Origin of the sequence: Actinophytocola sp. NPDC049390, from assembly GCF_044466355.1 — a bacterium.
GTDB lineage: Bacteria > Actinomycetota > Actinomycetes > Mycobacteriales > Pseudonocardiaceae > Actinophytocola.
Map to the genome: position 1 here is coordinate 1 of NZ_JBITMQ010000019.1, position 19991 is coordinate 19991.

18 protein-coding genes are annotated in these 19991 nt (G+C 70.3%); 14 read left to right on the forward strand and 4 right to left on the reverse strand.

What is annotated here, in order from left to right; all coding sequences use genetic code 11:
* Positions 1-110: 110 nt before the first annotated feature.
* The 4 genes from ACIBVP_RS39105 to ACIBVP_RS39120 all read left to right on the forward strand — a co-directional run bounded on the left by ACIBVP_RS39105 (position 111) and on the right by ACIBVP_RS39120 (position 2885).
* Positions 111-524 (forward strand): YdcF family protein, encoded by a 414-nt coding sequence (locus tag ACIBVP_RS39105; RefSeq protein ID WP_396111757.1) that lies wholly within the window; start codon positions 111-113, stop codon positions 522-524.
* 102 nt (positions 525-626) lie between these two features.
* Positions 627-1727 (forward strand): hypothetical protein, encoded by a 1101-nt coding sequence (locus tag ACIBVP_RS39110; protein WP_396111565.1) that lies wholly within the window; start codon positions 627-629, stop codon positions 1725-1727.
* A gap of 16 nt (positions 1728-1743) precedes the next feature.
* The gene (locus ACIBVP_RS39115; protein ID WP_396111566.1) at positions 1744-2310 is read left to right on the forward strand and encodes a DUF402 domain-containing protein; all 567 of its coding nucleotides are present in this window, start codon (positions 1744-1746) and stop codon (positions 2308-2310) included.
* Between the two features lie 41 nt (positions 2311-2351).
* A complete protein-coding gene (locus tag ACIBVP_RS39120; RefSeq protein WP_396111567.1) occupies positions 2352-2885 on the forward strand; it encodes a hypothetical protein in 534 nt (177 codons plus the stop codon).
* Here ACIBVP_RS39120 and ACIBVP_RS39125 read toward each other — a convergent pair.
* On the reverse strand, positions 2882-3736 hold the full coding sequence (locus ACIBVP_RS39125; RefSeq protein ID WP_396111568.1) for a LysR substrate-binding domain-containing protein: 855 nt from the start codon (positions 3734-3736) through the stop codon (positions 2882-2884). The two genes, ACIBVP_RS39120 and ACIBVP_RS39125, sit on opposite strands and share 4 nt — an antisense overlap.
* Before the next feature lie 70 nt (positions 3737-3806).
* Here ACIBVP_RS39125 and ACIBVP_RS39130 point away from each other — a divergent pair, with 70 nt between their 5' ends.
* Positions 3807-4307 carry a hypothetical protein gene (locus ACIBVP_RS39130; RefSeq protein WP_396111569.1) on the forward strand — a complete coding sequence of 167 codons (501 nt, stop codon included), beginning with the start codon at positions 3807-3809 and terminating at the stop codon, positions 4305-4307.
* On the opposite strand, the gene ACIBVP_RS39135 is transcribed toward ACIBVP_RS39130, so the two are convergent.
* A complete protein-coding gene (locus tag ACIBVP_RS39135; protein WP_396111571.1) occupies positions 4291-4881 on the reverse strand; it encodes a TetR/AcrR family transcriptional regulator in 591 nt (196 codons plus the stop codon). The two genes, ACIBVP_RS39130 and ACIBVP_RS39135, sit on opposite strands and share 17 nt — an antisense overlap.
* Positions 4882-4923: 42 nt before the next feature.
* Here ACIBVP_RS39135 and ACIBVP_RS39140 point away from each other — a divergent pair, with 42 nt between their 5' ends.
* The 5 genes from ACIBVP_RS39140 (at position 4924) to ACIBVP_RS39160 (ending at position 9961) form a co-directional block, all read left to right on the forward strand.
* The gene (locus tag ACIBVP_RS39140) at positions 4924-5493 is read left to right on the forward strand and encodes a GNAT family N-acetyltransferase (protein WP_396111572.1); all 570 of its coding nucleotides are present in this window, start codon (positions 4924-4926) and stop codon (positions 5491-5493) included.
* A 62-nt stretch (positions 5494-5555) separates the two neighbouring features.
* Positions 5556-6896, forward strand: coding sequence for a GH1 family beta-glucosidase (locus ACIBVP_RS39145; protein ID WP_396111573.1), 1341 nt, complete (start codon positions 5556-5558; stop codon positions 6894-6896).
* Positions 6863-8098 carry an MFS transporter gene (locus tag ACIBVP_RS39150; protein WP_396111574.1) on the forward strand — a complete coding sequence of 412 codons (1236 nt, stop codon included), beginning with the start codon at positions 6863-6865 and terminating at the stop codon, positions 8096-8098. Before ACIBVP_RS39145 ends, ACIBVP_RS39150 begins: the two co-directional genes overlap by 34 nt.
* A 76-nt stretch (positions 8099-8174) precedes the next feature.
* On the forward strand, positions 8175-9710 hold the full coding sequence (locus tag ACIBVP_RS39155) for a methyltransferase domain-containing protein (RefSeq protein ID WP_396111575.1): 1536 nt from the start codon (positions 8175-8177) through the stop codon (positions 9708-9710).
* Entirely contained in the window at positions 9707-9961 is a 255-nt protein-coding gene (locus ACIBVP_RS39160; RefSeq protein ID WP_396111576.1) for a DUF6752 domain-containing protein, read from the forward strand. Before ACIBVP_RS39155 ends, ACIBVP_RS39160 begins: the two co-directional genes overlap by 4 nt.
* Positions 9962-10252: 291 nt before the next feature.
* Here the strand turns inward: ACIBVP_RS39160 and ACIBVP_RS39165 are convergent, their stop codons facing one another.
* On the reverse strand, positions 10253-10666 hold the full coding sequence (locus ACIBVP_RS39165) for a VOC family protein (RefSeq protein WP_396111577.1): 414 nt from the start codon (positions 10664-10666) through the stop codon (positions 10253-10255).
* 118 nt (positions 10667-10784) lie between these two features.
* Here ACIBVP_RS39165 and ACIBVP_RS39170 point away from each other — a divergent pair, with 118 nt between their 5' ends.
* The 4 genes from ACIBVP_RS39170 (at position 10785) to ACIBVP_RS39185 (ending at position 18680) form a co-directional block, all read left to right on the forward strand.
* On the forward strand, positions 10785-11057 hold the full coding sequence (locus tag ACIBVP_RS39170; RefSeq protein WP_396111578.1) for a GlsB/YeaQ/YmgE family stress response membrane protein: 273 nt from the start codon (positions 10785-10787) through the stop codon (positions 11055-11057).
* A 103-nt stretch (positions 11058-11160) separates the two neighbouring features.
* The gene (locus ACIBVP_RS39175; protein WP_396111579.1) at positions 11161-11730 is read left to right on the forward strand and encodes a hypothetical protein; all 570 of its coding nucleotides are present in this window, start codon (positions 11161-11163) and stop codon (positions 11728-11730) included.
* Between the two features lie 12 nt (positions 11731-11742).
* Positions 11743-13803, forward strand: coding sequence for an SPFH domain-containing protein (locus ACIBVP_RS39180; protein ID WP_396111580.1), 2061 nt, complete (start codon positions 11743-11745; stop codon positions 13801-13803).
* On the forward strand, positions 13800-18680 hold the full coding sequence (locus ACIBVP_RS39185; protein WP_396111581.1) for a DNA repair ATPase: 4881 nt from the start codon (positions 13800-13802) through the stop codon (positions 18678-18680). Before ACIBVP_RS39180 ends, ACIBVP_RS39185 begins: the two co-directional genes overlap by 4 nt.
* Positions 18681-18810: 130 nt before the next feature.
* Here ACIBVP_RS39185 and ACIBVP_RS39190 read toward each other — a convergent pair whose 3' ends face one another.
* Positions 18811-19950 carry a trans-sulfuration enzyme family protein gene (locus ACIBVP_RS39190; protein ID WP_396111582.1) on the reverse strand — a complete coding sequence of 380 codons (1140 nt, stop codon included), beginning with the start codon at positions 19948-19950 and terminating at the stop codon, positions 18811-18813.
* Positions 19951-19991: the final 41 nt, after the last annotated feature.

Below are 19991 nucleotides of genomic sequence, written 5' to 3' on the forward strand. Positions count from 1 at the left end.
AGGCGGAACCGTGTTTCACACCATGTTCCAGACCACTGACCAGCAGATCCAACCCCAGCCGTAACCCAGAACCGCGATTAGCTGCGGAACCCGGGTATCGGGAACGCGCGCTGGCTGAAGGCGTGCCCGACGAGGCGATTCGGGTCGAGCCGGCGGCCAGGAACACCGGGGAGAACCTGACGTTGACGCGTGAGCTGCTGGCTGCGGAGGGCATCGTGCCGAAATCCGTCATGCTCGTCTCGCGGCCGTACCAGGAGCGCCGGGCGTTCGCGACGTGCCGGAAGCTGTGGCCGGAGGTCGAGGTGGTGTGCACGTCCCAGCAGGTCGACCTCGACACCCACGCGGCAGGCATCGGCGACATCCCCCGGATGATCAACGTGATGGTCGGCGACACACAGCGAATCCGGCTCCACGCGGCACGCGGGTACGCGATCCCCCAGGACATCCCGGACGACGTGCAGGCTGCCTACGAACGCCTCGTCTCCGCGGGCTACACCGAACACGTCATCCCTGAAAACGCCTGATACCTGTGAAACTCGCCGGACGGGCAGGCGAGCGAATGTCGTTCGAAATCGGTTGTCCCGTCGGGGTTCGGCTGGGAGTCTCCTTCGGTGTCGTCGGGCTTGTTGGTCAACTTTGTCTACTGTCATCCGATCGGGCATGTCATCGAGGCCCTGCACTACGCGAACGGGTACCGGGCCGCGGATCCGTCTCGGCGGGTGTCCGTGGCGCTCAACGCCGGCACCGCCACTGAACTTGCCGACCACGTGTCGTTCGTCGAGCGGGCCTTCGCTGTTCCGATGGACGTGTTCGACACCGCGGCCGACCACTCACGGTCGCTGGCCGCGTTGCCGTCGGAGTGGGACGTGGTGGTCTCGGACTTCCGCGGTTACGACCCGGCGCAGCGGAGTCTCTTTCCCGGCATCGCGTCCTGGTTCGACGCGAGTACGGCCTACTTCGCCGGTCAGAAGGGGTTCGCGGGGTTTCCCAAGCCTGTCCCGTACTCTCCCGGTGAGCACTGGCGGTTGTCGATTCCGCCGGCGGACCACCGCTTCCCCGGTGCCGGGCCGCGGATCGCCGTGTTGCCCGGTGGGAGTTCGCCCCGTTCGTTCTACCCGTCGACGCGGTCGTGGGAGCTGGTCGTCGGCGCGTTGGCCGCGCGGTTTCCCACCGCCACGTTCTGCCTGGTCGGCAAGCTGCGTGCGGACGCGCGGACCTCGACCACCTTCACGGCCGGCGAGATGGACCGCATCCGCGGCGCCATGCCCCGGCACGTCGACGTGGTCGACGAGCCGCTGCTCGACCAGGTCGCCGCCGTCGCCGCCTGTGACGTGCTGGTCTCCCCGCACTCCGGGTTCGGCATGGTCGCGCTCGCGGCGGGGACGCCGTGGCTGACGCTCGGGGGCAACCGCTGGCCCGAGTACTTCTTCAACGGCGTGCCCTTCTACACGGTCGTCCCGGACGTGTCCCGCTTCCCCGCCTACACGATGATGTCGGGCGAACCGCCGATGGTCGACGACGACGGGGAGCGCTCGGCGAGCATGTCCCGCGCCAGGATCGAGGCCGATCTCGACGAGCTGGTCGAGGCCGCGGCCACGCTGGTGTCCGGCGGGCTGGACTACGACACGGCCCTGCACGACCACGCGAAGCGCATGCTCCCGGTCGTCGGCGGTGACCCGGCACGGCTGTGGTCGCTCGACAACGTGCTCGCCGCGTCGCTGGCCTGACAGAGGGAGGACTTGAGTGGAGCGGATCGAGGTGTGGCGGGGGCGGCACGGGGACCCCGTGCCCTTGTTCGGGCCGTTGCCCGGGGTTCGGGACGGCGACGAGGTCGCCTACGAGTTCCGGCTGCCGGACAGCTTCGTGCCCTGGCCAGGGCGTTCGCTGCTGGAACGGGTGTTCGTGCTGCTCGACCTCGGCGTGAGCCTGTCCGTGCCTGCCTGGCGCGCCAACGCCGGGCACGACCGGGGCGAGGCCGGGCCGGACAGCTGGTACGTCGACCTCGTGCACCTGACCGTCGAACCGGGTGTCCTTGTGGTCCGGGACCTCTACCTCGACGTCGTCGTGCCGGTCGACGGGCGGCACCAGCGGTCGCTCGACCTCGACGAGTTCGGCGACGCCATCGAGGCCGGGGAGCTGGACGTCGCCACCGCGGTCGACGGGATGCGGCGGTGGCAGCGGTTCCTCGACCGGCATCTGCACAGCTCACGGGAGCCGCAGAGCGGGTGGACCGACTTCCCGCCTGCCCGGTTGCGGGGGCTCGCCGAGCTGCCCGCACCGCTCGGGCCCGTCGTCACCGCGCCGGGTTAGCCGGGTTGCTGGGCCGCCGGGGCCGTCGCATAGTTGCGGGCATGACCGACCCCGAGTTGTCCCTCGAGGAGTTCGCTCAGCTCGTGTCCGGGCCCAACCGGTTCGTTCTCGACTGGGCGGAGGGTGTGCTCGACGACCGTGTCGAGGAGGTCTGGGACGCGATCGGGCGGGAGTTTCGGCTGTGCCTGGCCCAGATGTGGGTTCGTGGCGAGGCGGGCGAGCGGGAGCGGCTCGTCGAACGGCTTCTTCTCGGGCGGGGCGACGATCGGCTCTTTCTCGGCATGCGCGCCGACGTCGTTCGCGGTATCAGGGACAGCTTCGGGGACGGGCCGTTCGACGACCTCGGCGTCGGCGCGCGACCTCGGCCGGTCGGGCCGGAACTCGAGTTGGTGCGGCTCTTCCACACTGCCGGGCTCGCGGTCAACGGGCTTGGGCACCACTACCTGACACCCGGCTCGGCCGCGCGCGCGATCGGGGTGATCGTGGCCCGCACCGACGACGGGTGGGAGGTTGCCGGGCTGGGGGACCACCTGCTCCGGCCCGGGTGGCCGCCGTCCCGCGTGCGGGTCGTCTAGCCCAGCTCCACCGACACGCGGACCGCGGCCAGCAGGTCGGCCAGCCGGGCGTCGTCCGTGCGTGTGGGCAGGTGGACGGCGTGGTACGGAACCCTTGGCAGATCGGTGATCGGGCGGCTCGTGAAGCCCGCCGGCGGGCGGACGCATCCGTTCACCACGGACAGGCCGACGCCCAGCGTGACGAAGTGCAGCGTCAGCGGCCAGCCCTCGGCTTCGATGGCGAGCGCCCAGTCCACCTCCGCGGCGCGCAGTGCACGTTCGACCGTCTTCCGATGTGGACGGTTGACCGGCGGCAGCACCAGCGACACCCCGTTCAGGTCGCGGACCGTCAGCTCCGCGTGTTCGGCCAGCGGGTGCGTCGCCGGGAGGACCAGTGTCTGCGGGTACGACGCCAGCAGCACCGCCGTGACGTCGTCCGGGACCGCCTCCAGCACACCGACGCCCAGGTCCGCGCGGCCGGTGCGGACGGCGGCCAGCATGCGGGTGCTGTCGCGGTTGACCAGCTTCAGCGGGCGGAACGTCCGAATGGCGTCGCCGAGCAGGTACAGGTACGCGCCCTCGCCCGCCGCCAGCGTCAGCGGGCGGACCTGTTCCGTCGCGCGGACCTCGTCCAGGAACGCGGACATGCGTTTGTCCAGGTCACGGGCGAACCGGGCGACCGCCTCGCCTTCCGGTGTGAGGGTCAGCGTGCGGCCGTTGCGCCGGTACAGGGGGCGGCCGACGGTGGCGGCCAGCTTGGTGATCTTCACGTGCAGGGCGGGCTGGGAGATGTGCAGGGCCGCCGCCGCGCGGGTGAAGTTCATGTGGTCGGCGAAGACGGCGAACGCCGCCAGCGCGTCGGTTGACACCATAGTCTTGAACTATAGCTGCGCGACGTATCAATAGTTCTGTTCGAGTGTTCGGTGCGGCAGCGTGACGGGCGTGAACAAGAACCAACCACGTCTCGGCGTCGACTTCGGGAGGGTCGTCCACGGTGCCGCCGCGGCCGACGGCCTGCAGGACACCGTGTTCCTGGACGGCAGCTTCGAGGACGCCCTCGCCTCCCCGGCCACCGACGGCGCGTTCGACGTGCTGCCCCGCCTCGTCGGCGCGTTCGGCGGCCGGGTCTGGGTGATCTCCAAGTGTGGGCCGCGCATCCAGGAACGCACGCTCGCCTGGCTCGACCACCACGACTTCCACGCCCGCACCGGCGTCCCCCGCGGCAACGTCCGCTTCTGCCGCAAGCGGGAGGAGAAGGCGGGCCACTGCGCGTCGCTGAGGATCACGCACATGGTCGACGACCGGATCGACGTCCACCGCGCGCTGCTCGACGTCGTCCCGCACCGTTACCTGTTCGGGCGGCAGAAGGGTCCCGCACCCGAGTGGGTGCGGCACACGCTCACCTGGGCCGACCTGGAGGACGCCGTCATCGCCGACCTGTGAGGCCCGCCAGGAAGTTGTCCAGCAACGCCAGTTGCCGGTCGGCGGGAAGGCGGTCCGGGTCGAACAGTGCCTGCACCACAAGGCCGTGCGCGAACGCCGCCGCCTCGACCGCCACGTCCTCCGGCGGCGACGGGGGCAGCTCGCCACGTTCCTGTGCCGCCTCGACACACGCCCGCAGACGGCCGCGCCACCGCTCGTACCGGGCACGCTGCGCCTCGCTCAGCAGGTCGTCACCCAGCGCGGCGTCCCAGAAGCTCACCCACACGCGGCTCATCGCGGTGGCCTCCGGGGTCAGCGGCAGCACGTTGACCAACGCGACCCGCAGCGCCGCGAGACCGGGTTCGTCCGCCGCCTGCAGCGGCCGCGTGTCCGTGCGTTCCGCCGCGATCTCGTGCGCGTACCGGACCAGGTCGCGCTTGTTCGTGAAGTAGTGGGTGAGCAGGCCAGTCGACGCGCCCATCTCCGTCGCGACCGCGCGCAGCGTCAGGCCGTCGAAGCCGCGGCTCGCGAGCACCCGCCACACGGCCGCCGCTACGTCCGCCCTCCTGGAAACGTGGTCGCCCTTCGCCGGCATGACGGCTAGGGTACATAACAAACGTTTGGTACGGAGGTGCCCATGCTGTCCAGGTCGCTGACCGACGACGCCGAGCTGCGTGCGCTCGAGCCGTGGCGGGCGCCGGAGTTCGCCGCGCACGTCGCCGCCGCCCAGGAGCACCTGCTGCGGTGGCTGCCGTGGGGTGCGAGCGCGGCGGAGGTCGACGGCGCCGAGAAGCTGCTGCAGCGGTACGCCGACGCGCAGGCCCGCGGAGAGGGCCGCATCCTCGGCATCTGGGTCGGCGACAAGCTGGTCGGCGGCGTGCTGTTCCGGGTGTGGGATCAGGCGATGGGCAACTGCGAGCTGGGCGTGTGGCTCGCGCCGGAGGCCGTCGGGCGCGGGCTGATCACCCGTGCGTCGACAGAGATGATCGACTGGGCGTTCCGGGTGCGTGGCATGCACCGCGTCGAATGGCGCTGTGCGACCGGCAACACGCGTAGCAGCGCGGTCGCGCGCAGGCTCGGGATGACGAAGGAAGGCGTGCTGCGGGAGGCGGCCCCGCTGCACGGCGTGCGGCACGACATCGAGGTGTGGGCCGTGCTGGCTTCTGAGTGGCCTCGGAGTGGTCTCGGTATCCGTCCCGAGGCTTGACCGGGAACCGTCCAGCGTCCAAGCTGTCTCGCGCTCCGCCCGTGCTCCGGAGAGGGATCGCGATGACGTTGCCACGGTTTCCCGACGGCTTTCTCTGGGGCGTGTCGAGCTCGGCCTACCAGATCGAGGGCGCCGTCGACGACGGCGGTCGCGGTCCGTCCACATGGGACACATTCGCCGCGGTGCCAGGCAAGGTGCTCGGCGGCGACACCGGCCGCACGGCCACCGACCACTACCACCGGTACCGCGAGGACGTCGGGCTCATGGCCGAGCTGGGCGTCGGCGCCTACCGGTTCTCGATCTCCTGGCCGCGGGTCTTCCCGACCGGGCGCGGCGACGTCAACGCCGAGGGCCTCGACTTCTACGACCGGCTCGTCGACGAGTTGTGCGCCAAGGACATCGCGCCCGCGGTCACGCTCTACCACTGGGACACCCCGCAGGCCCTGGAGGACGACGGTGGTTGGCTCAACCGCGACACCGCGTTCCGGTTCGCCGACTACGCGGCGGCCGTCGTCGCGCGGCTCGGTGACCGGGTGCGGATGTGGATGCCGCTCAACGAACCCATGGTCGTCACGCTCTTCGGGTACGCCGTCGGGGCCCACGCGCCGGGGCGGGAGCTGATGTTCGACGCGCTGCCCGCCGCCCACCACCAGCTGCTGGCGCACGGGCTCGCGACCCGCGCGCTGCGCGCCGGTGGCGCCACGAGCGTCGGGATCGCCAACCACCACGTGCCGGTCCGGCCCGCGTCGGACAGCCCGGCCGACCGCAGCGCCGCGGACCTCTACGACACGCTCGTCAACGACATGTTCGCCGCGCCGGTGCTGACCGGGCGGTATCCCACCGACGAGCTCGCGACCGCCATGCCGGGCCCGGTCGCCGAGGACCTGGCGATCATCGCCACGCCACTGGACTGGTACGGCGTCAACTACTACCTGCCGAGCAGGGTGGGGGCGCCGTCCGGCCGGGAGACCGTGATCGACGGGGTGGCCATGCCGTCCGGGTTGCCGTTCGACTTCCCGGCGATCGAGGGCTGCCCGGTCACCGACTTCGGCTGGCCCGTCGTGCCGGACGGGCTGCGGGAGACCCTCGCCATGCTGGCCGCGCGGTACGGCGAGCGCCTGCCGCCCCTGTACGTCACCGAGAGCGGCTGCGCCTACCACGACGAGGTGCACGACAAGCGGCGCATCGACTTCCTCGACGGGCACATCAGGGCGGCGCACCAGGCGATCGCCGACGGGATCGACGTGCGCGGGTACTTCGTCTGGTCCATTGTGGACAACTTTGAGTGGGCGGCGGGGTACTCGCAGCGGTTCGGGCTCGTGCACGTCGACTACGACACCCTCGCCCGCACGAAGAAGGACTCCTTCCATTGGTATCGAGACCTGATCAAAGCCCAGCGCTGACCGAGCCGACGGTTGCCGTTCCCCGGCGGTGGACCGCGCTCGTCACCCTCGCGAGCCTCGGGCTCTTCACCGCGTTCTACGGGCCCATCCAGGTCCTGCTCGGGTTGCAGGCCGAAGCGCTCGTGCCCGAGCACAAGGAGGTCGCGCTCGGCGTGGTCTCCGGGCTCGGTGCCGCCGTGTCCGTGATCGCCAACCCGCTGTTCGGTGCGATCTCCGACCGCACCACGTGGCGCGCGGGCAGGCGGCTGCCGTGGACCGCGCTCGGCGCGGCGGGCGGGGTGGCGAGCCTCGCGATCCTCGCGGGCGCACCGAACATCGTGATCATGACGCTCGGCTGGTGCGCGGCCCAGCTCACGCTGAACGCCATGCAGGCGGCGCTGTTCGCGGCCGTGCCCGACCAGGTGCCGCACCGCCAGCGCGGCATGGTCGGCGGCTGGCTCGGGGTCGGGCAGACGCTCGGCATCGTCGTGGGTTCCGGGCTCGCGGCCGCGGTCGGCGGGATCGCGGCGGGGTACCTGGTGTGCGCGGCGTTCCTGGTGGTCACGACCGTGCCGTACCTGTTGCTGCGCAAGGACACCGTGATCGACCCGGTCGACCGGCCACGGCTGCGGATCCGCGACTTCTGGATCAACCCCAGGCGGTACCCGGACTTCGGCTGGGCCTGGTTCACCCGGTTCCTGCTGAACCTCGGCAACTCGGTCGCGATCGTCTACCTCCTGTACTTCCTGCAGGACGAGGTCGGCTACGACGACCCCGACGGCGGCGTCTTCGTCCTCACCGCGATCTACGCGGCCACCCTGCTGTCCACTGTGGTCGTCAGCGGTGTCTGGTCCGACCGGGTGGGCAGGCGGCGGGTGTTCGTGTGCTGGGCCGGGAACGTGATGGCGGCGGCGTCACTGGTGCTCGCGTTCTGGCCGACGTGGCCGGGCGCGATCGTCGCGGCGGCCGTGCTGGGGCTCGGGTTCGGCGTGTACCTGTCGGTCGACTTCGCGCTGATGACCGAGGTGCTGCCCGCCGCGGGTGACCGGGGCAAGGACCTCGGCGTGATCAACATCGCGAACTCGCTGCCGCAGGTGCTGGCGCCCGTGCTGGCGGCACCCATAGTCACCCACCTCGGCGGGTATCCGGTGCTGTACGTGCTGTCCGCGCTGGTGGGAGTGGCCGGGTCGGTCCTCGTGTACCGGATACGTTCGGTGACCTGACAGCAGAGATTCCACCTTCCGTTCACCCGCTGTTAGAGTTTTCCGAATCATGAATGGGACACACAGTCGTGCTCCGGTGGTCGACCAGGACGGCGTCCGTGTCGCCACCGACCAGAGGTCCGTCGTCGACGTGCTGTTCGACGACCAGTGGACGTGGTCGTTCAACGCCGAGCGGGACACCCGCCTCGAGAACGGTCACCGGCTGGCGCCGTGGCCGGTGAACCTGCGGCCGTTCCTGCGCGGCACCGGCGCGGTGACCGTCCGCGAACGGTTCGGCGAGAAAGTCCTGTTCAGCGGGGACGTGCGGTTCGACGACACCGACCACCGCGTGCGCATCGTCGACGGCAAGGGCAGGCCGCTGATCGTCGACAAGGGCGGCGATATGCAGTGCGGCTTCTCCCACCGCGGCGAGGCCACCCGCGAGACGCTGCTCGACGCGATCGAGGACGTGCTCGCGCGCCTGCGCGACGAAGGCTGCGTGGACGCGTTCCTCGCGTTCGGCGCGCTCCTCGGCGCCGTCCGCGACGGGCACTTCATCCCGCACGACTCGGACGCGGACGTCGCGTACCTCTCCCGGCACACCAGCCCGGCGGACGTGGCGCGCGAGTCGTTCGCGCTGGAGCGGGTGATGATCCGCGCCGGCTACTGGACGTGGCGCTTCTCCGCGGCCGACTTCAAGGTGATCGTCCCCGACCCGGAAGGCGGCCGCGCGATCGACGTGTTCGCCGGGTTCGTCGTCGACGGCACCTTCTACCTCATGCCCGAGGTGCACGCGAAGGACTTCGACCGGTCCGTGATCCTGCCGCTCGGCGAGGTCGAACTGGAGGGCCGCCGCATCGTCGCGCCCGCCGACCCCGAGGCGCTGCTGGCGATCACGTACGGCCCGCACTGGCGGATCCCGGACCCGTCGTTCAAGTTCGAGACCCCGCCGTGGGTGCGGCGGCGGCTCGACGGCTGGACGCGCGGCAACGTGCTGAACCGCAACCACTGGTGGCCGTTCTACTTCGGCCGTGCGCAGTCGACGGTGTCGGAACAGCCGTCGGCGTTCGCCGAGTGGGTGCACGCACGCGAACCCGACGGCCGGGCCCTCGTCGACATCGGCTCGGGCACCGGCCGCGACTCGCTGTGGTTCGCGCGGCAGGGCAGGAACGTGCTGGGCCTCGACTACATCCCGGCCGCCACCGAACGCGCGGGCAAGACCGCCCGCGCGGAGGACCTCCCGGCCGAGTTCCGCACGTTCAACCTTTACGACCTGCGCCAGGTCCTCGCGGCGGGCGGCGAACTGGCCCACCGCGCCGAGCCGCCGACGCTCTACGCCCGGTTCCTGGTGCACGCGCTGGAGGACGCGGGCCGGCACGCGCTGTGGCGCCTCGCGAGCATGTGCCTGCGCCGCGGCGGCCGGTTCTACCTCGAGTTCCGCACCGACGAGAACGCGGCCGCGGCCAAGGTGTACGGAGAGCACTTCCGCAAGTACCTGCCCGGCGACCAGGTCGCCGCCGAGATCGAGTCGTGGGGCGGCGCCGTCGAGCACCGCGAAGAGGGCTACGGGTACGCCGTCTACAAGGATGAGGATCCGCACGTATGCAGGCTGGTGGCAACATGGAAGCGGTGAAGTCGCGACTGCGCGCCGTGGTGGCGAAGCAGGGCAGACGTGTCGCCCGCATCGTCGGCGTCGACGAGGAGATCCGGCGGCTGCGGGAGCGCGTCGCGTCGTTGGAACGCGAGGTCCAGGAAGCCAGGCGGCTGAACCAGCGCATGGCGGAACTGACCGACGTGGTCGCGGAGATCCTGGTCCCGGCCGCGGACCGGGACGACAAGAAACTCGCCGAACGCCTGGCCGCCTACAACCGCGAGTCGTTCTAGTTGTCCACAGGTGGTCGGGTTATCCACAGCCGACCGTCGTCACCCCGTTCCTGTCGGCACCTACGGGTAGACTGGCATGGCGGGTGGCCCCCGGGAATGGGTGGGGCCTGAGATTACGTCCTGGGAGGGACGTTTTCGCAGGTCAGCGGCTTGTTGGTGGGTCGTGTCTCGCTATTCGAAGGGCTCTGAACGCTGCTTTCGGCCGCGGGCCGCGTTGTGCATGGCCGAGCTTGATCAACGGTCGATTTGGGACGTTGAGGGCATTGCACCGCCCGCGAAGCGGGCCCCGACCTAGTAGCTCTGCGCGCGGATCGGCTGGCCGATGCCCAGCAGGTTGCCCTCGCTGTCGCGGAACCACACGGCCCGCTCTCCGGTGCCCACCGACGGATAGTTGCCCTCGACCTCGGTGATGCCGTCGACCGTCCGCAACCCGGGCATCTCCACGCGCTCGAACTCCACGCCCCGGCGGCGTAGCTCGTCGACGACCGCCTCGATGTCGTCGACGGTCCACGCCATCTGGGTGTGCTCGCCGGACGGCCGGCCCGCCGACGCGAACAACGCGAACTTCGAACCGCCGCAGCGGTAGAGCAGGCCGCCGGGGCGTTCCTCCGCCGGTGTGAGGCCGAGTTTTTCGGCGTAGAAGGCGCGGGCGCGGTCGAGGTTCTGGGCGGGCAGGCGGGTCGCGGTCTCGAATCGGTCCAGCATGGTCCCGATCGTGACGCACGTCTCCCGGGACCGCCAACCCTGAGACGGTTCAGGGAATTCTCCCGATCCCGGAATGCGCGCCCGGCGCGATCCTGGTTTCAGGAGAAAGGGGAAGACTGTGGAGATCACCGGACTCATCTCGGCCATCATCTTCGGGGCCGTCATCGGCGGGCTCGGGCGCGCCGTCGTTCCCGGGCGTCACAACATGTCGCTGCTCGTCACGATCCTCGTCGGGATCGTCGCCGCGGTGGCCGGTACCGGGGTGGCGTCGCTGATCGGGGTGGCGGACACGCCGGGCATCGACTGGACCGAGATCGCGCTGCAGGTGATCTTCGCGGGTGGTGGCGTTTCGCTACTGAGCCGTTCCCGACAGCACACGAAGGCGCACTAAGGGCGCAATTTCGGGCGTTCCCGCCCTCAACTGCCTCCTCACCTGGATATAGTCTCGCCGCGACGGTCGGTGGGAGATCGTCCGGGTGGGGAGGCAAAGGCACATGGGCGACTTCGTGGCTGCCGCTTTGTCGTTCCCCGCCGTCGTTTTCTCCTTCCTCCTCGCCGCCGTCCTGCTCTACTGGCTGCTCGTGCTCGTCGGCACTCTCGACGTCGAGATCGGGGACCTCGACGTCGGCGACGGGCTCGGTCTCGGCGGCGTGCCGGTCACGGTGACCGCCTCCGTGATGATCGTCGTCTCCTGGTTCGTCACCCTCGTCGGTGGTCTCGTCATCCCCGACGTCGCGGTCGTGCACACCCTGCTGGGCATCGGCGTGCTGGTGGTCGGTGTCGTCGCCGGGCTGTTCGCCGCCCGGCTCGTCGCCGTGCCCCTGCGGAAGCTGTACGCCCCGGGCGGTGAGGCGTCCCGCAACGACTTCGTCGGCCGTGAGTGCGTCATCCGCACCGGCCGCGTCACCGGCGACTTCGGACAGGCCGAGGTGACGGCCGCCGACGGGTCCACGGCGATCATCCAAGTGCGACAGACCGGTGAACACGAGCTGACCAACGGCCGCCGGGCCCTGATCTTCGACTACGACATCGACGGCGAGTTCTTCTGGGTCGCGCCTGCCTGAAAGGGAATCTGAATGGAAACAATCCTCATCGCAGGCGGCGTCGCGCTCGTCGTACTGCTGATCCTGCTGATCGCCGTGAGCCGGCTCTACCGCAAGGTCGACCAGGGCAAGGCGCTGATCGTCTCCAAGGCACGCAACGTGCACGTCACGTTCACCGGCGCGGTCGTGCTGCCGGTGCTGCACCGGGCCGAGGTGATGGACATCTCGGTGAAGACGATCGAGATCGACCGCACCGGTCAGGAGGGGCTGATCTGCCAGGACAACATCCGCGCCGACATCCGGATCACGTTCTTCGTGCGGGTCAACAAGACCAGCGAGGACGTCATCAAGGTGGCGCAGGCGATCGGCACCCAGCGCGCCAGTGACCAGGGCACGCTGCAGGAGCTGTTCAACGCCAAGTTCTCCGAGGCCCTCAAGACCGTCGGCAAGCACCTGGACTTCGTCGACCTCTACACGAAGCGCAACGAGTTCCGCGACCGCATCCTCGCCGTCATCGGCACCGACCTCAACGGCTACAGCCTCGAGGACGCGGCGATCGACTACCTCGAGCAGACCCCGCTGGAGCGGCTGGACTCCAACAACATCCTCGACGCGCAGGGCATCCGCAAGATCACCGAGCTGACGGCGATCGAGCACGTGCGGACCAACGAGTTCCAGCGCAACGAGGAGAAGGAGATCACCAAGCAGAACGTGGACGCCCGCGAGGCGATCCTCGAGCTGGAGCGCCGCCAGGCCGACGCGGAGAACCGCCAGCGCCGCGAGATCGAGACCATGAAGGCCCGCGAGGAGGCCGAGACCGCCAAGGTCCAGGCCGAGGAGCGCCTCAAGTCGCAGGCCGCGATGCTGCGCACCGACGAGCAGCTCGGCATCCAGGACCAGAACCGGGCCCGCGAGATCGCCGTGGCCGAGAAGAACCGCGAGCGGGTCATCGCGATCGAGTCCGAGCGCATCGAGAAGGACCGTCAGCTCGAGGTCGTGGCGCGCGAGCGGGAGATCGCGCTCGCCAACGCGGCCAAGGAGAAGGAGGTCGAGGTCGAGAAGCGCTCCGTCGCCGAGGTGGTGCGCGAGCGGGTCGCCGTCGACAAGACCGTGGCCGAGCAGGAGGAGAACATCAAGCGCCTCCGCGCGGTCGAGGAGGCCGAGCGGCTGCGGCAGGCCACGATCATCGCCGCCGAGGCCGAGGCGCAGGAGCACCTGGTCAAGGACATCAAGGCCGCCGAGGCGGCCGAAGCCGCGGCCAAGCACAAGGCCCGAGAGGAGCTCACGCTCGCCGAGGCGCGTCAGCAGACCGCCGACCTCGAGGCCCGCGCCAAGATCCGTCTCGCCGAGGGCGTCCAGGCCGAGGCCGCCGCGAAGGGCCTCGCCGAGGTGCAGGTGCGCGAGCGCAACGCGGAGGTCATCGAGAAGGAAGGCCGCGCCGAGGCGGTCGTCGAGCGGGAGAAGGGCCTCGCCACCGCCGAATCCGTGGAGAAGCGCGGCGTCGCGGAGGCCACTGTGGAGCGTGAGAAGGCTCTGGCCGGTGCCGACGCGCTGCGCGAGAAGCTGAAGGGCGAGGCCGAGGGTCTCACCGAGAAGGCCGCCGCCATGGCCGCGTTGGACGACGCGACCCGCGAGCACGAGGAGTTCCGCCTGCGGCTGGAGATGGAGAAGGACCTGCGGATGGCGGGCATCCAGGCGCAGCGCGATGTCGCCGAGTCGCAAGCCATGGTGCTCTCCGCCGGGCTGGAGAAGGCCGACATCGACATCGTCGGCGGCGACAGCATCTTCTTCGACAAGCTGATGGGCTCGATCACGCTCGGCAAGAGCGTCGACGGGTTCGTCAACGGCTCCGACGTCGCGCAGAAGCTGGCCGGCCCGTGGCTGAACGGCTCGGCCAACTTCGCCGACGACCTCAAGGAGATCCTGTCCTCGCTGGGCAGCGACGACGTCAAGAACCTGTCGATCTCGGCCGCCCTGATGAAGATGATGAAGGAGGGCGGCCCGCAGGCCTCGCGCATCCAGGAGCTGCTGAGCGGCGCCCCCATGGCGGCGGCGCCGGTCGAGCGGGTGCCTGAGATCGCCCCGCAGCCGTGACGCAGACAGTCGACGCGCCCGCCCCCGCACAGGACGGGCTGGACGCCCGTACCTACGAGGTGCTGCGGCAGCGGCTCGCCGAGCAGGCAGGAGAGCTTGCTCGGCGGGCCGAGGCCCTCAACACCCGCCGCCTCGAGGTGTTCGGCAGCACCGAACTGCGGCTCGTGGGCGGCGAGCGGATCCGCACCGAGAACAACTGCGTGCCGCGCGACGTCGTGTCCATCCCGGACAGCGACGGCGGCGCCAGCGGGCTGATGCTGTTCGGCTACAACGTGTTTATCGGCCTCAAGCCCGAGACCACGATCGACGACGTGTTCTCGTTGCACCGGTTCACCCGCGACGGTGAGGCGTTCCGGTTCGAGGACGCACCCGCCGAACGCCCGGAGCTGCTGGCCGACGAGCGGTTCCGCCGCGACTTCACCGAGCTGTACAAGTACTACCGGGAGACGCGGCTGCTGCAGCTGCGGCCGATCGAGGGCAAGCTGCTCGCGATCTTCCAGACCGGCCCGCGCACCGAGGACATCAAGGTCCTGCGCTGGCTGGTCGGCGCCGACGGCACCCTGTCCTACGTGGACAACGCGGGCGAGCGGGACCACGTGTTCCCGTCCTCGCACGACTTCGAGTGGACCGAGACCAGCCGTGACGACCACGTGCTGGGGCGCCACCCGCACATCTCGATCGAGAACGAGCTGTTCATCGAGACGGTCAACGGCGACCTCACGATCAAGATCGAGAACAACACCGAGGTCGGCGAGGGCATCTACCGCGAGCCGGTGGACGAGCCGTTGCAGAGCCTCGCGGACGCGGACGTCCGGTACGCCCGCGTCGGCCCGCTGATCCTGCTGCGGATCCTGCCGTACAACGAGAAGGTCCACCGCTACCTGGTGTTCAACACGCGCACCAAGACGGTGGTGCGGCTCGACGGGATCGGTCAGGCGTGCCAGCGGCTGCCGGAGGACCAGGGGATCATCTTCCCCGGCGGCTACTACCTGGCCACCGGTGTGTCCCGCACGTTCGAGAACACCGAGACCGACGACCTGGAGTTCGAGCGGGTCATCCGGTCGCCCAACGGCGAGGACGTGCTGTACGCCTTCCACGCCCGCCGCGAGGGCCGCACGCTGCTGCTGCCCTACAACGTGATCCGCAAGGAGGTCGCGAACCCGCTGCCGTGCCACGGCTACTCGCTGTTCGAGGACGGCACGCTGGTCGCGTTCCGCGCCACGTCGGAAGAACCGACACGGGTGCACCCCATGCAGGTGTGGCAGACGCCGTTCGTGTCGGACTCGTACGCGGCCGCACAGCCGGTCGGCACGGGCCCGCTGGAGCGGGTCGGCAACGCGGACCTCGTCCGCGGCATCTCCGACTGCCTCTCCGTCACCCGGATGATCGACGAGATGGCGCCGTCGACGGCCGTGTTCGAGGGCCTCATCGCGGCGTGCGCGCGGGCGTTCGACAGCTACCACTGGCTCGGTGAGCAGGAGCTGGGCGACCTGCGCGGCGCGCTCACCGACGTGCGGGCCACGGCCGAGCAGGTGCTGGCCGAGTTCGAGAACGTCCAGTCGCTGACCGACACCGCCGCGGCGGAACTCGGCAAGGCGGGCGACGAGATCGCGTCGCTCGTGCGGCGGGTCCGCGGCGAGGCGCCCAAGTCCGCCGACGAGTGGGTCCAGCAGCTGGCGTCGCTGCGCCGCGCGCAGGGCCACCTCGTGACGCTGCGCGAGCTGCGGTACGTCGACACCGCGCGGATCGACGAGCTGGCCGCCACGCTGGAGTCCGAACTGGACAGCGCGGCCAAGCGGGCGGTCGAGTTCCTGCGTGGCGACGACGCGTTCACCGGCTACCACGAGAAGGTCGAGGCGTTGGTCGCCGACGCGGCCGCGATCACGACCGTCGCCGAGGCCGGCCCGGTCGTCGAGCGGCTGGCGGAGCAGGCGGCCGGGCTGGAGATCGTCACCGAGGTCGTCGGCTCGCTCGAGATCGCCGACGCCACCGTGCGCACCCAGATCCTGGAGCGGATCGGCGAGGTCCTCGGCGGCGTCAACCGGGCACGGGCCACTGTGGACGGACGCCGTCGTGAGCTGCTCGCCACCGAGGGCCGCGCCGCGTTCGCCGCGGAGTTCGCGCTGCTCGGCCAGTCGATCACGGGCGCGCTCGCGGTCGCGGACACGCCGCAGCGCTGCGACGAACAGCTCGGCAGGCTGCTGCTGCAGCTGGAGAACCTCGAGTCCCGGTTCAGCGAGTTCGACGACTTCCTCGCCGAGCTGACCGCCAAGCGCACCGACGTCTACGAGGCGTTCTCCTCGCGCAAGCAGGCGCTCGTCGACGAGCAGTCCCGCCGCGCGGACCGCCTCGTCGACTCCGCGGAACGCGTGCTGACCAGCATCAACCGCCGCGTCGCCACGCTGTCCAGTTTGGACGAGATCAACACGTACTTCGCGTCGGACCCGATGGTCGCGAAGGTCCGTTCGGTCGCGTCGGAGCTGCGTGCTCTCGACGACGCCGTCCGCGCCGAGGAGCTGGACGGCCGTCTGAAGGCCGCCCGCCAGGAGGCGGGCCGGTCGCTGCGGGACCGCGCCGACCTGTTCGGTGACGGCGGCGAGACCGTCCGGCTGGGTCGCCACCGGTTCGCGGTGAACACGCAGGCCATCGACCTGACGCTGGTGCCGAAGGACGGCGGCATGTCGCTCGCCGTCACCGGTACCGACTTCCGCACCCCGGTCCGCGACCCCGCGTTCCTGGAGACGAAGCCGTTCTGGAGCCAGCTGCTGGTGTCGGAGTCGGCGGACGTCTACCGCGCCGAGTACCTGGCGGCGTCGGTCCTCGATGCCGGTGTCCCGGACGACGCGGACCTCCTCGCGCTCGTGCGCACGGCGGCCGAGTCCCGCTACGACGAGGGCTACGAGCGCGGCGTGCACGACCACGACGCGGCCGCGATCCTGGAGGTGCTGGTCCGGTTGCGGGCCGGTGCCGGCCTGCTGCGGTACCCACCGGCGGCCCGCGCGCTGGCGCAGCTGTTCTGGGCGTTCGGCGCACCGGAGGAGGCGCGGAAGGCCTGGACCACGCGGGCGGCGTCGCTCGCACGGGCCCGCGCCGCCTTCGGCCCGGTCGCCGCGATCGCGGCACTCTGCGACGAGTTCGCGTCCGCCATGGCCGAGTCCCCGCTGGCCGAGGGCGACACCGGGCTGGCCGCCGAGTACCTGTTCGAGGAGCTGGGCTCGACCCCGGCCGGTTTCGTGACCAGCGCGGGCGCGCGGACGATCGTGGAGAGGTTCCGCCGCGAGCTGGGCGGCCGCCGCGAGTTCGACGACGACCTGCGCGCCCTCGGCGAGGACGTGGTGGCCCGCCACCAGCTGGCGACCGCGTGGCTGACGGCGTTCGTGTCCACAGCGGACGATCTGCCCGCCGAGGAGCTGCCGGAGGCGGTGGCGCTGCTGCTGTGCGACCTGCCGCGGCACGACTCGTCGGCGGCGGTGTCCGCCACGGTCGAGGGGCTGCTGGGCGCGCACCCGCGCGTGGCCGACCGCCGCATGACGCTGCGGCTGGACGAGACGCTCGCGCGGACGCGCCGGTTCCGGCTGGAGCGGGTGCCCGCGTTCCGCGCGTACCAGAAGCAGCGCAACGAACTGCTCGACCGCGAACGCGTCCGGCTGCGGCTGGACGAGTTCAAGCCGAAGGTCATGAGCGCGTTCGTGCGCAACCGGCTGCTCGACGAGGTGTACCTGCCGCTGATCGGTGACAACCTGGCGAAGCAGCTCGGCGCGACCGGCGACGGCAAGCGCACCGACCAGATGGGCCTGCTGCTGCTCATCTCCCCGCCCGGTTACGGCAAGACGACGCTGATGGAGTACGTCGCGAACCGGCTGGGCCTGGTGTTCGTCAAGGTCAACGGCCCGGCGCTCGGTCACGACGTGACGTCGCTGGACCCGGCGGACGCGCCCAACGCGACCGCGCGGCAGGAGGTCGAGAAGATCTCGTTCGCGCTGGAGCTGGGCAACAACGCGCTGCTGTACCTGGACGACATCCAGCACACCAACCCGGAGCTGCTGCAGAAGTTCATCTCGCTCTGCGACGCGCAGCGCCGGATGGAAGGCGTGTGGGACGGTCGCACCAGGACCTACGACCTGCGCGGCAAGCGGTTCGCGGTCTGCATGGCCGGCAACCCGTACACCGAGCAGGGCAAGCGGTTCCGGATTCCGGACATGCTGGCGAACCGCGCCGACGTGTGGAACCTCGGCGACGTCCTGTCGGGCCGTGAGGACCTGTTCGCGCTCAGCTACATCGAGAACTCGCTGACGTCGAACCAGGTGCTGGCCCCGCTGTCCACCCGCGAACGCGGCGACATCGAGCAGCTGATCCGTCTAGCACGCGGCGAGGAGGTCCGGTCCGAGCAGCTGTCGCACCCGTACTCGGCGGTGGAGCTGGACGAGATCACGTCGGTGCTGCGCAAGTTGTTGCGCGTGCAGCAGGTCGTACTCGCGAACAACCAGGCGTACATCGCGTCGGCGGCTCAGGCGGAGTCGTCGCGGGTGGAGCCGTCGTTCCAGCTCCAGGGCTCGTACCGCAACATGAACAAGCTGGCGGAACGCATCGTCCCGGTGATGAACGACGCCGAGCTGGAGACGCTGATCGACGACCACTACCTCGGCGAGGCGCAGACCCTGACCGCGGGCGCGGAGGCCAACCTGCTCAAGCTGGCCGAGCTGCGCGGCCGCCTCACCCCGGAACAGGCCACCCGGTGGGCCGACGTGAAGGCCGCGTTCCTGCGCAACAAGGCCCTGGGCGGTGCGGAGGACGACCCGATGGTGCGCGCGGTGGGCGCACTGGGCCTGCTGGCGGACAAGGTGGGCGCGGTGGAAACCGCCCTCCGCGACCGCTGACCGCCCTGAAAGACGCTTTCGGGACATTCCACGCCCCGAAAGCGTCTTTCAGGGCATTGCACCGCCCGCGACGCGGGCCCCAGGCCGTCCATCCATACCAAATCTCAGCACGCTCGAATCGTGAGGCCCCTCACATCTTGTCGAGAGCCTGAGCGAAGTCGCCCAACAGGTCCTCCACGTCCTCGATACCGACCGACAGACGGATCAGGTCGTCCGTGATACCCACAGCGACACGGTCCTCCGGCGACATCCCCGCATGCGACGTCACCGCCGGCCGGGTGATCAACGTCTCCACCCCACCGAGACTGGGCGCCACGGCAGGCAGCGTGAGCGCCGCCATGAACTCCTCCGCCGCGGCCACCCCACCGGCGAGCCGGAAGCTCAGCATCCCGCCGAACCCGCTCAACAGCTCACGCGCATGCTCATGGTCCGGATGCGTCGCGAGCCCCGGGTGGTTCACCCCGGCGATCTTCGGCGACTCGGCCAGGAACGTCGCCAGTGCCAGCGCGTTCGCGTTCTGCTGCCGGACCCGCACACCGAGCGTCTTCAGGCTGCGTGCCAGCAGATATCCGGCGTGCGGGTCGAGGCTACCGCCGTACAGGTTCTGCGTGTGCCGCACCTTCTCGACCAGCTCCGCCGAGCCCGCGACCGCGCCCGCGACCACGTCCGAGTGGCCGTTCAGGTACTTCGTCGCGCTGTTGAACACCAGGTCGAAGCCCGCGACGACCGGCCGGAAGTTGACCGGCGACGCGAACGTGTTGTCCACGACGCTGACCAGCCCGTGCTCGCGCGCGAACGCGACGACCTCCCGCAGCCGCCCGACCCGCATCATCGGGTTCGTGATGGTCTCCACCAGGACGGCCTTCGTGTTGTCCCGCACGGCCCACGACGACGGGTCGTGCGGGTCGATGACCGTGTACTCCCAGCCCAGGCGCTCCGCGTGCCCGGTGACGAAGTCGTGGGTGCCGCCGTACAGGACGTCGCCCACCAGCAGGTGGTCGCCCTTGCCGAGCAGCGTGTGCAGGATCGTCGTCACCGCGGCCATGCCCGACGACGTGGCCACCGCCGCCTGCGCGCCCTCCAGCGCCGCCAGCTTGTCGTGCAGGTACGTCTGTGACGGCGTCGAGTTCAACCGGTGGTACTTGATGTCGTGGTAGGACTCGCCCGGCTCGCTCGTGAACACCGTGCCCTGGAAGATCGGGAACACGACCGAGCCCTCGGGACCCGGCACCCGCTCGCCCCCGTGGACCGCGAGAGTGTCGAAACGCATTGAGAGACCTCCTCCTAGTGGCCGGCCACCCAGCCACGGTC

Bases quoted from the DNA above. Each gene is read 5' to 3' on its own strand.
- ACIBVP_RS39135 (WP_396111571.1), bottom strand. From the start codon at position 4,881: ATGCCGGCGAAGGGCGACCACGTTTCCAGGAGGGCGGACGTAGCGGCG.
- ACIBVP_RS39165 (WP_396111577.1), bottom strand. From the start codon at position 10,666: ATGCTGGACCGATTCGAGACCGCGACCCGCCTGCCCGCCCAGAACCTC.
- ACIBVP_RS39175 (WP_396111579.1), top strand. From the start codon at position 11,161: ATGGGCGACTTCGTGGCTGCCGCTTTGTCGTTCCCCGCCGTCGTTTTC.
- ACIBVP_RS39125 (WP_396111568.1), bottom strand. From the start codon at position 3,736: ATGGTGTCAACCGACGCGCTGGCGGCGTTCGCCGTCTTCGCCGACCAC.
- ACIBVP_RS39120 (WP_396111567.1), top strand. From the start codon at position 2,352: ATGACCGACCCCGAGTTGTCCCTCGAGGAGTTCGCTCAGCTCGTGTCC.
- ACIBVP_RS39190 (WP_396111582.1), bottom strand. From the start codon at position 19,950: ATGCGTTTCGACACTCTCGCGGTCCACGGGGGCGAGCGGGTGCCGGGT.
- ACIBVP_RS39140 (WP_396111572.1), top strand. From the start codon at position 4,924: ATGCTGTCCAGGTCGCTGACCGACGACGCCGAGCTGCGTGCGCTCGAG.
- ACIBVP_RS39180 (WP_396111580.1), top strand. From the start codon at position 11,743: ATGGAAACAATCCTCATCGCAGGCGGCGTCGCGCTCGTCGTACTGCTG.
- ACIBVP_RS39145 (WP_396111573.1), top strand. From the start codon at position 5,556: ATGACGTTGCCACGGTTTCCCGACGGCTTTCTCTGGGGCGTGTCGAGC.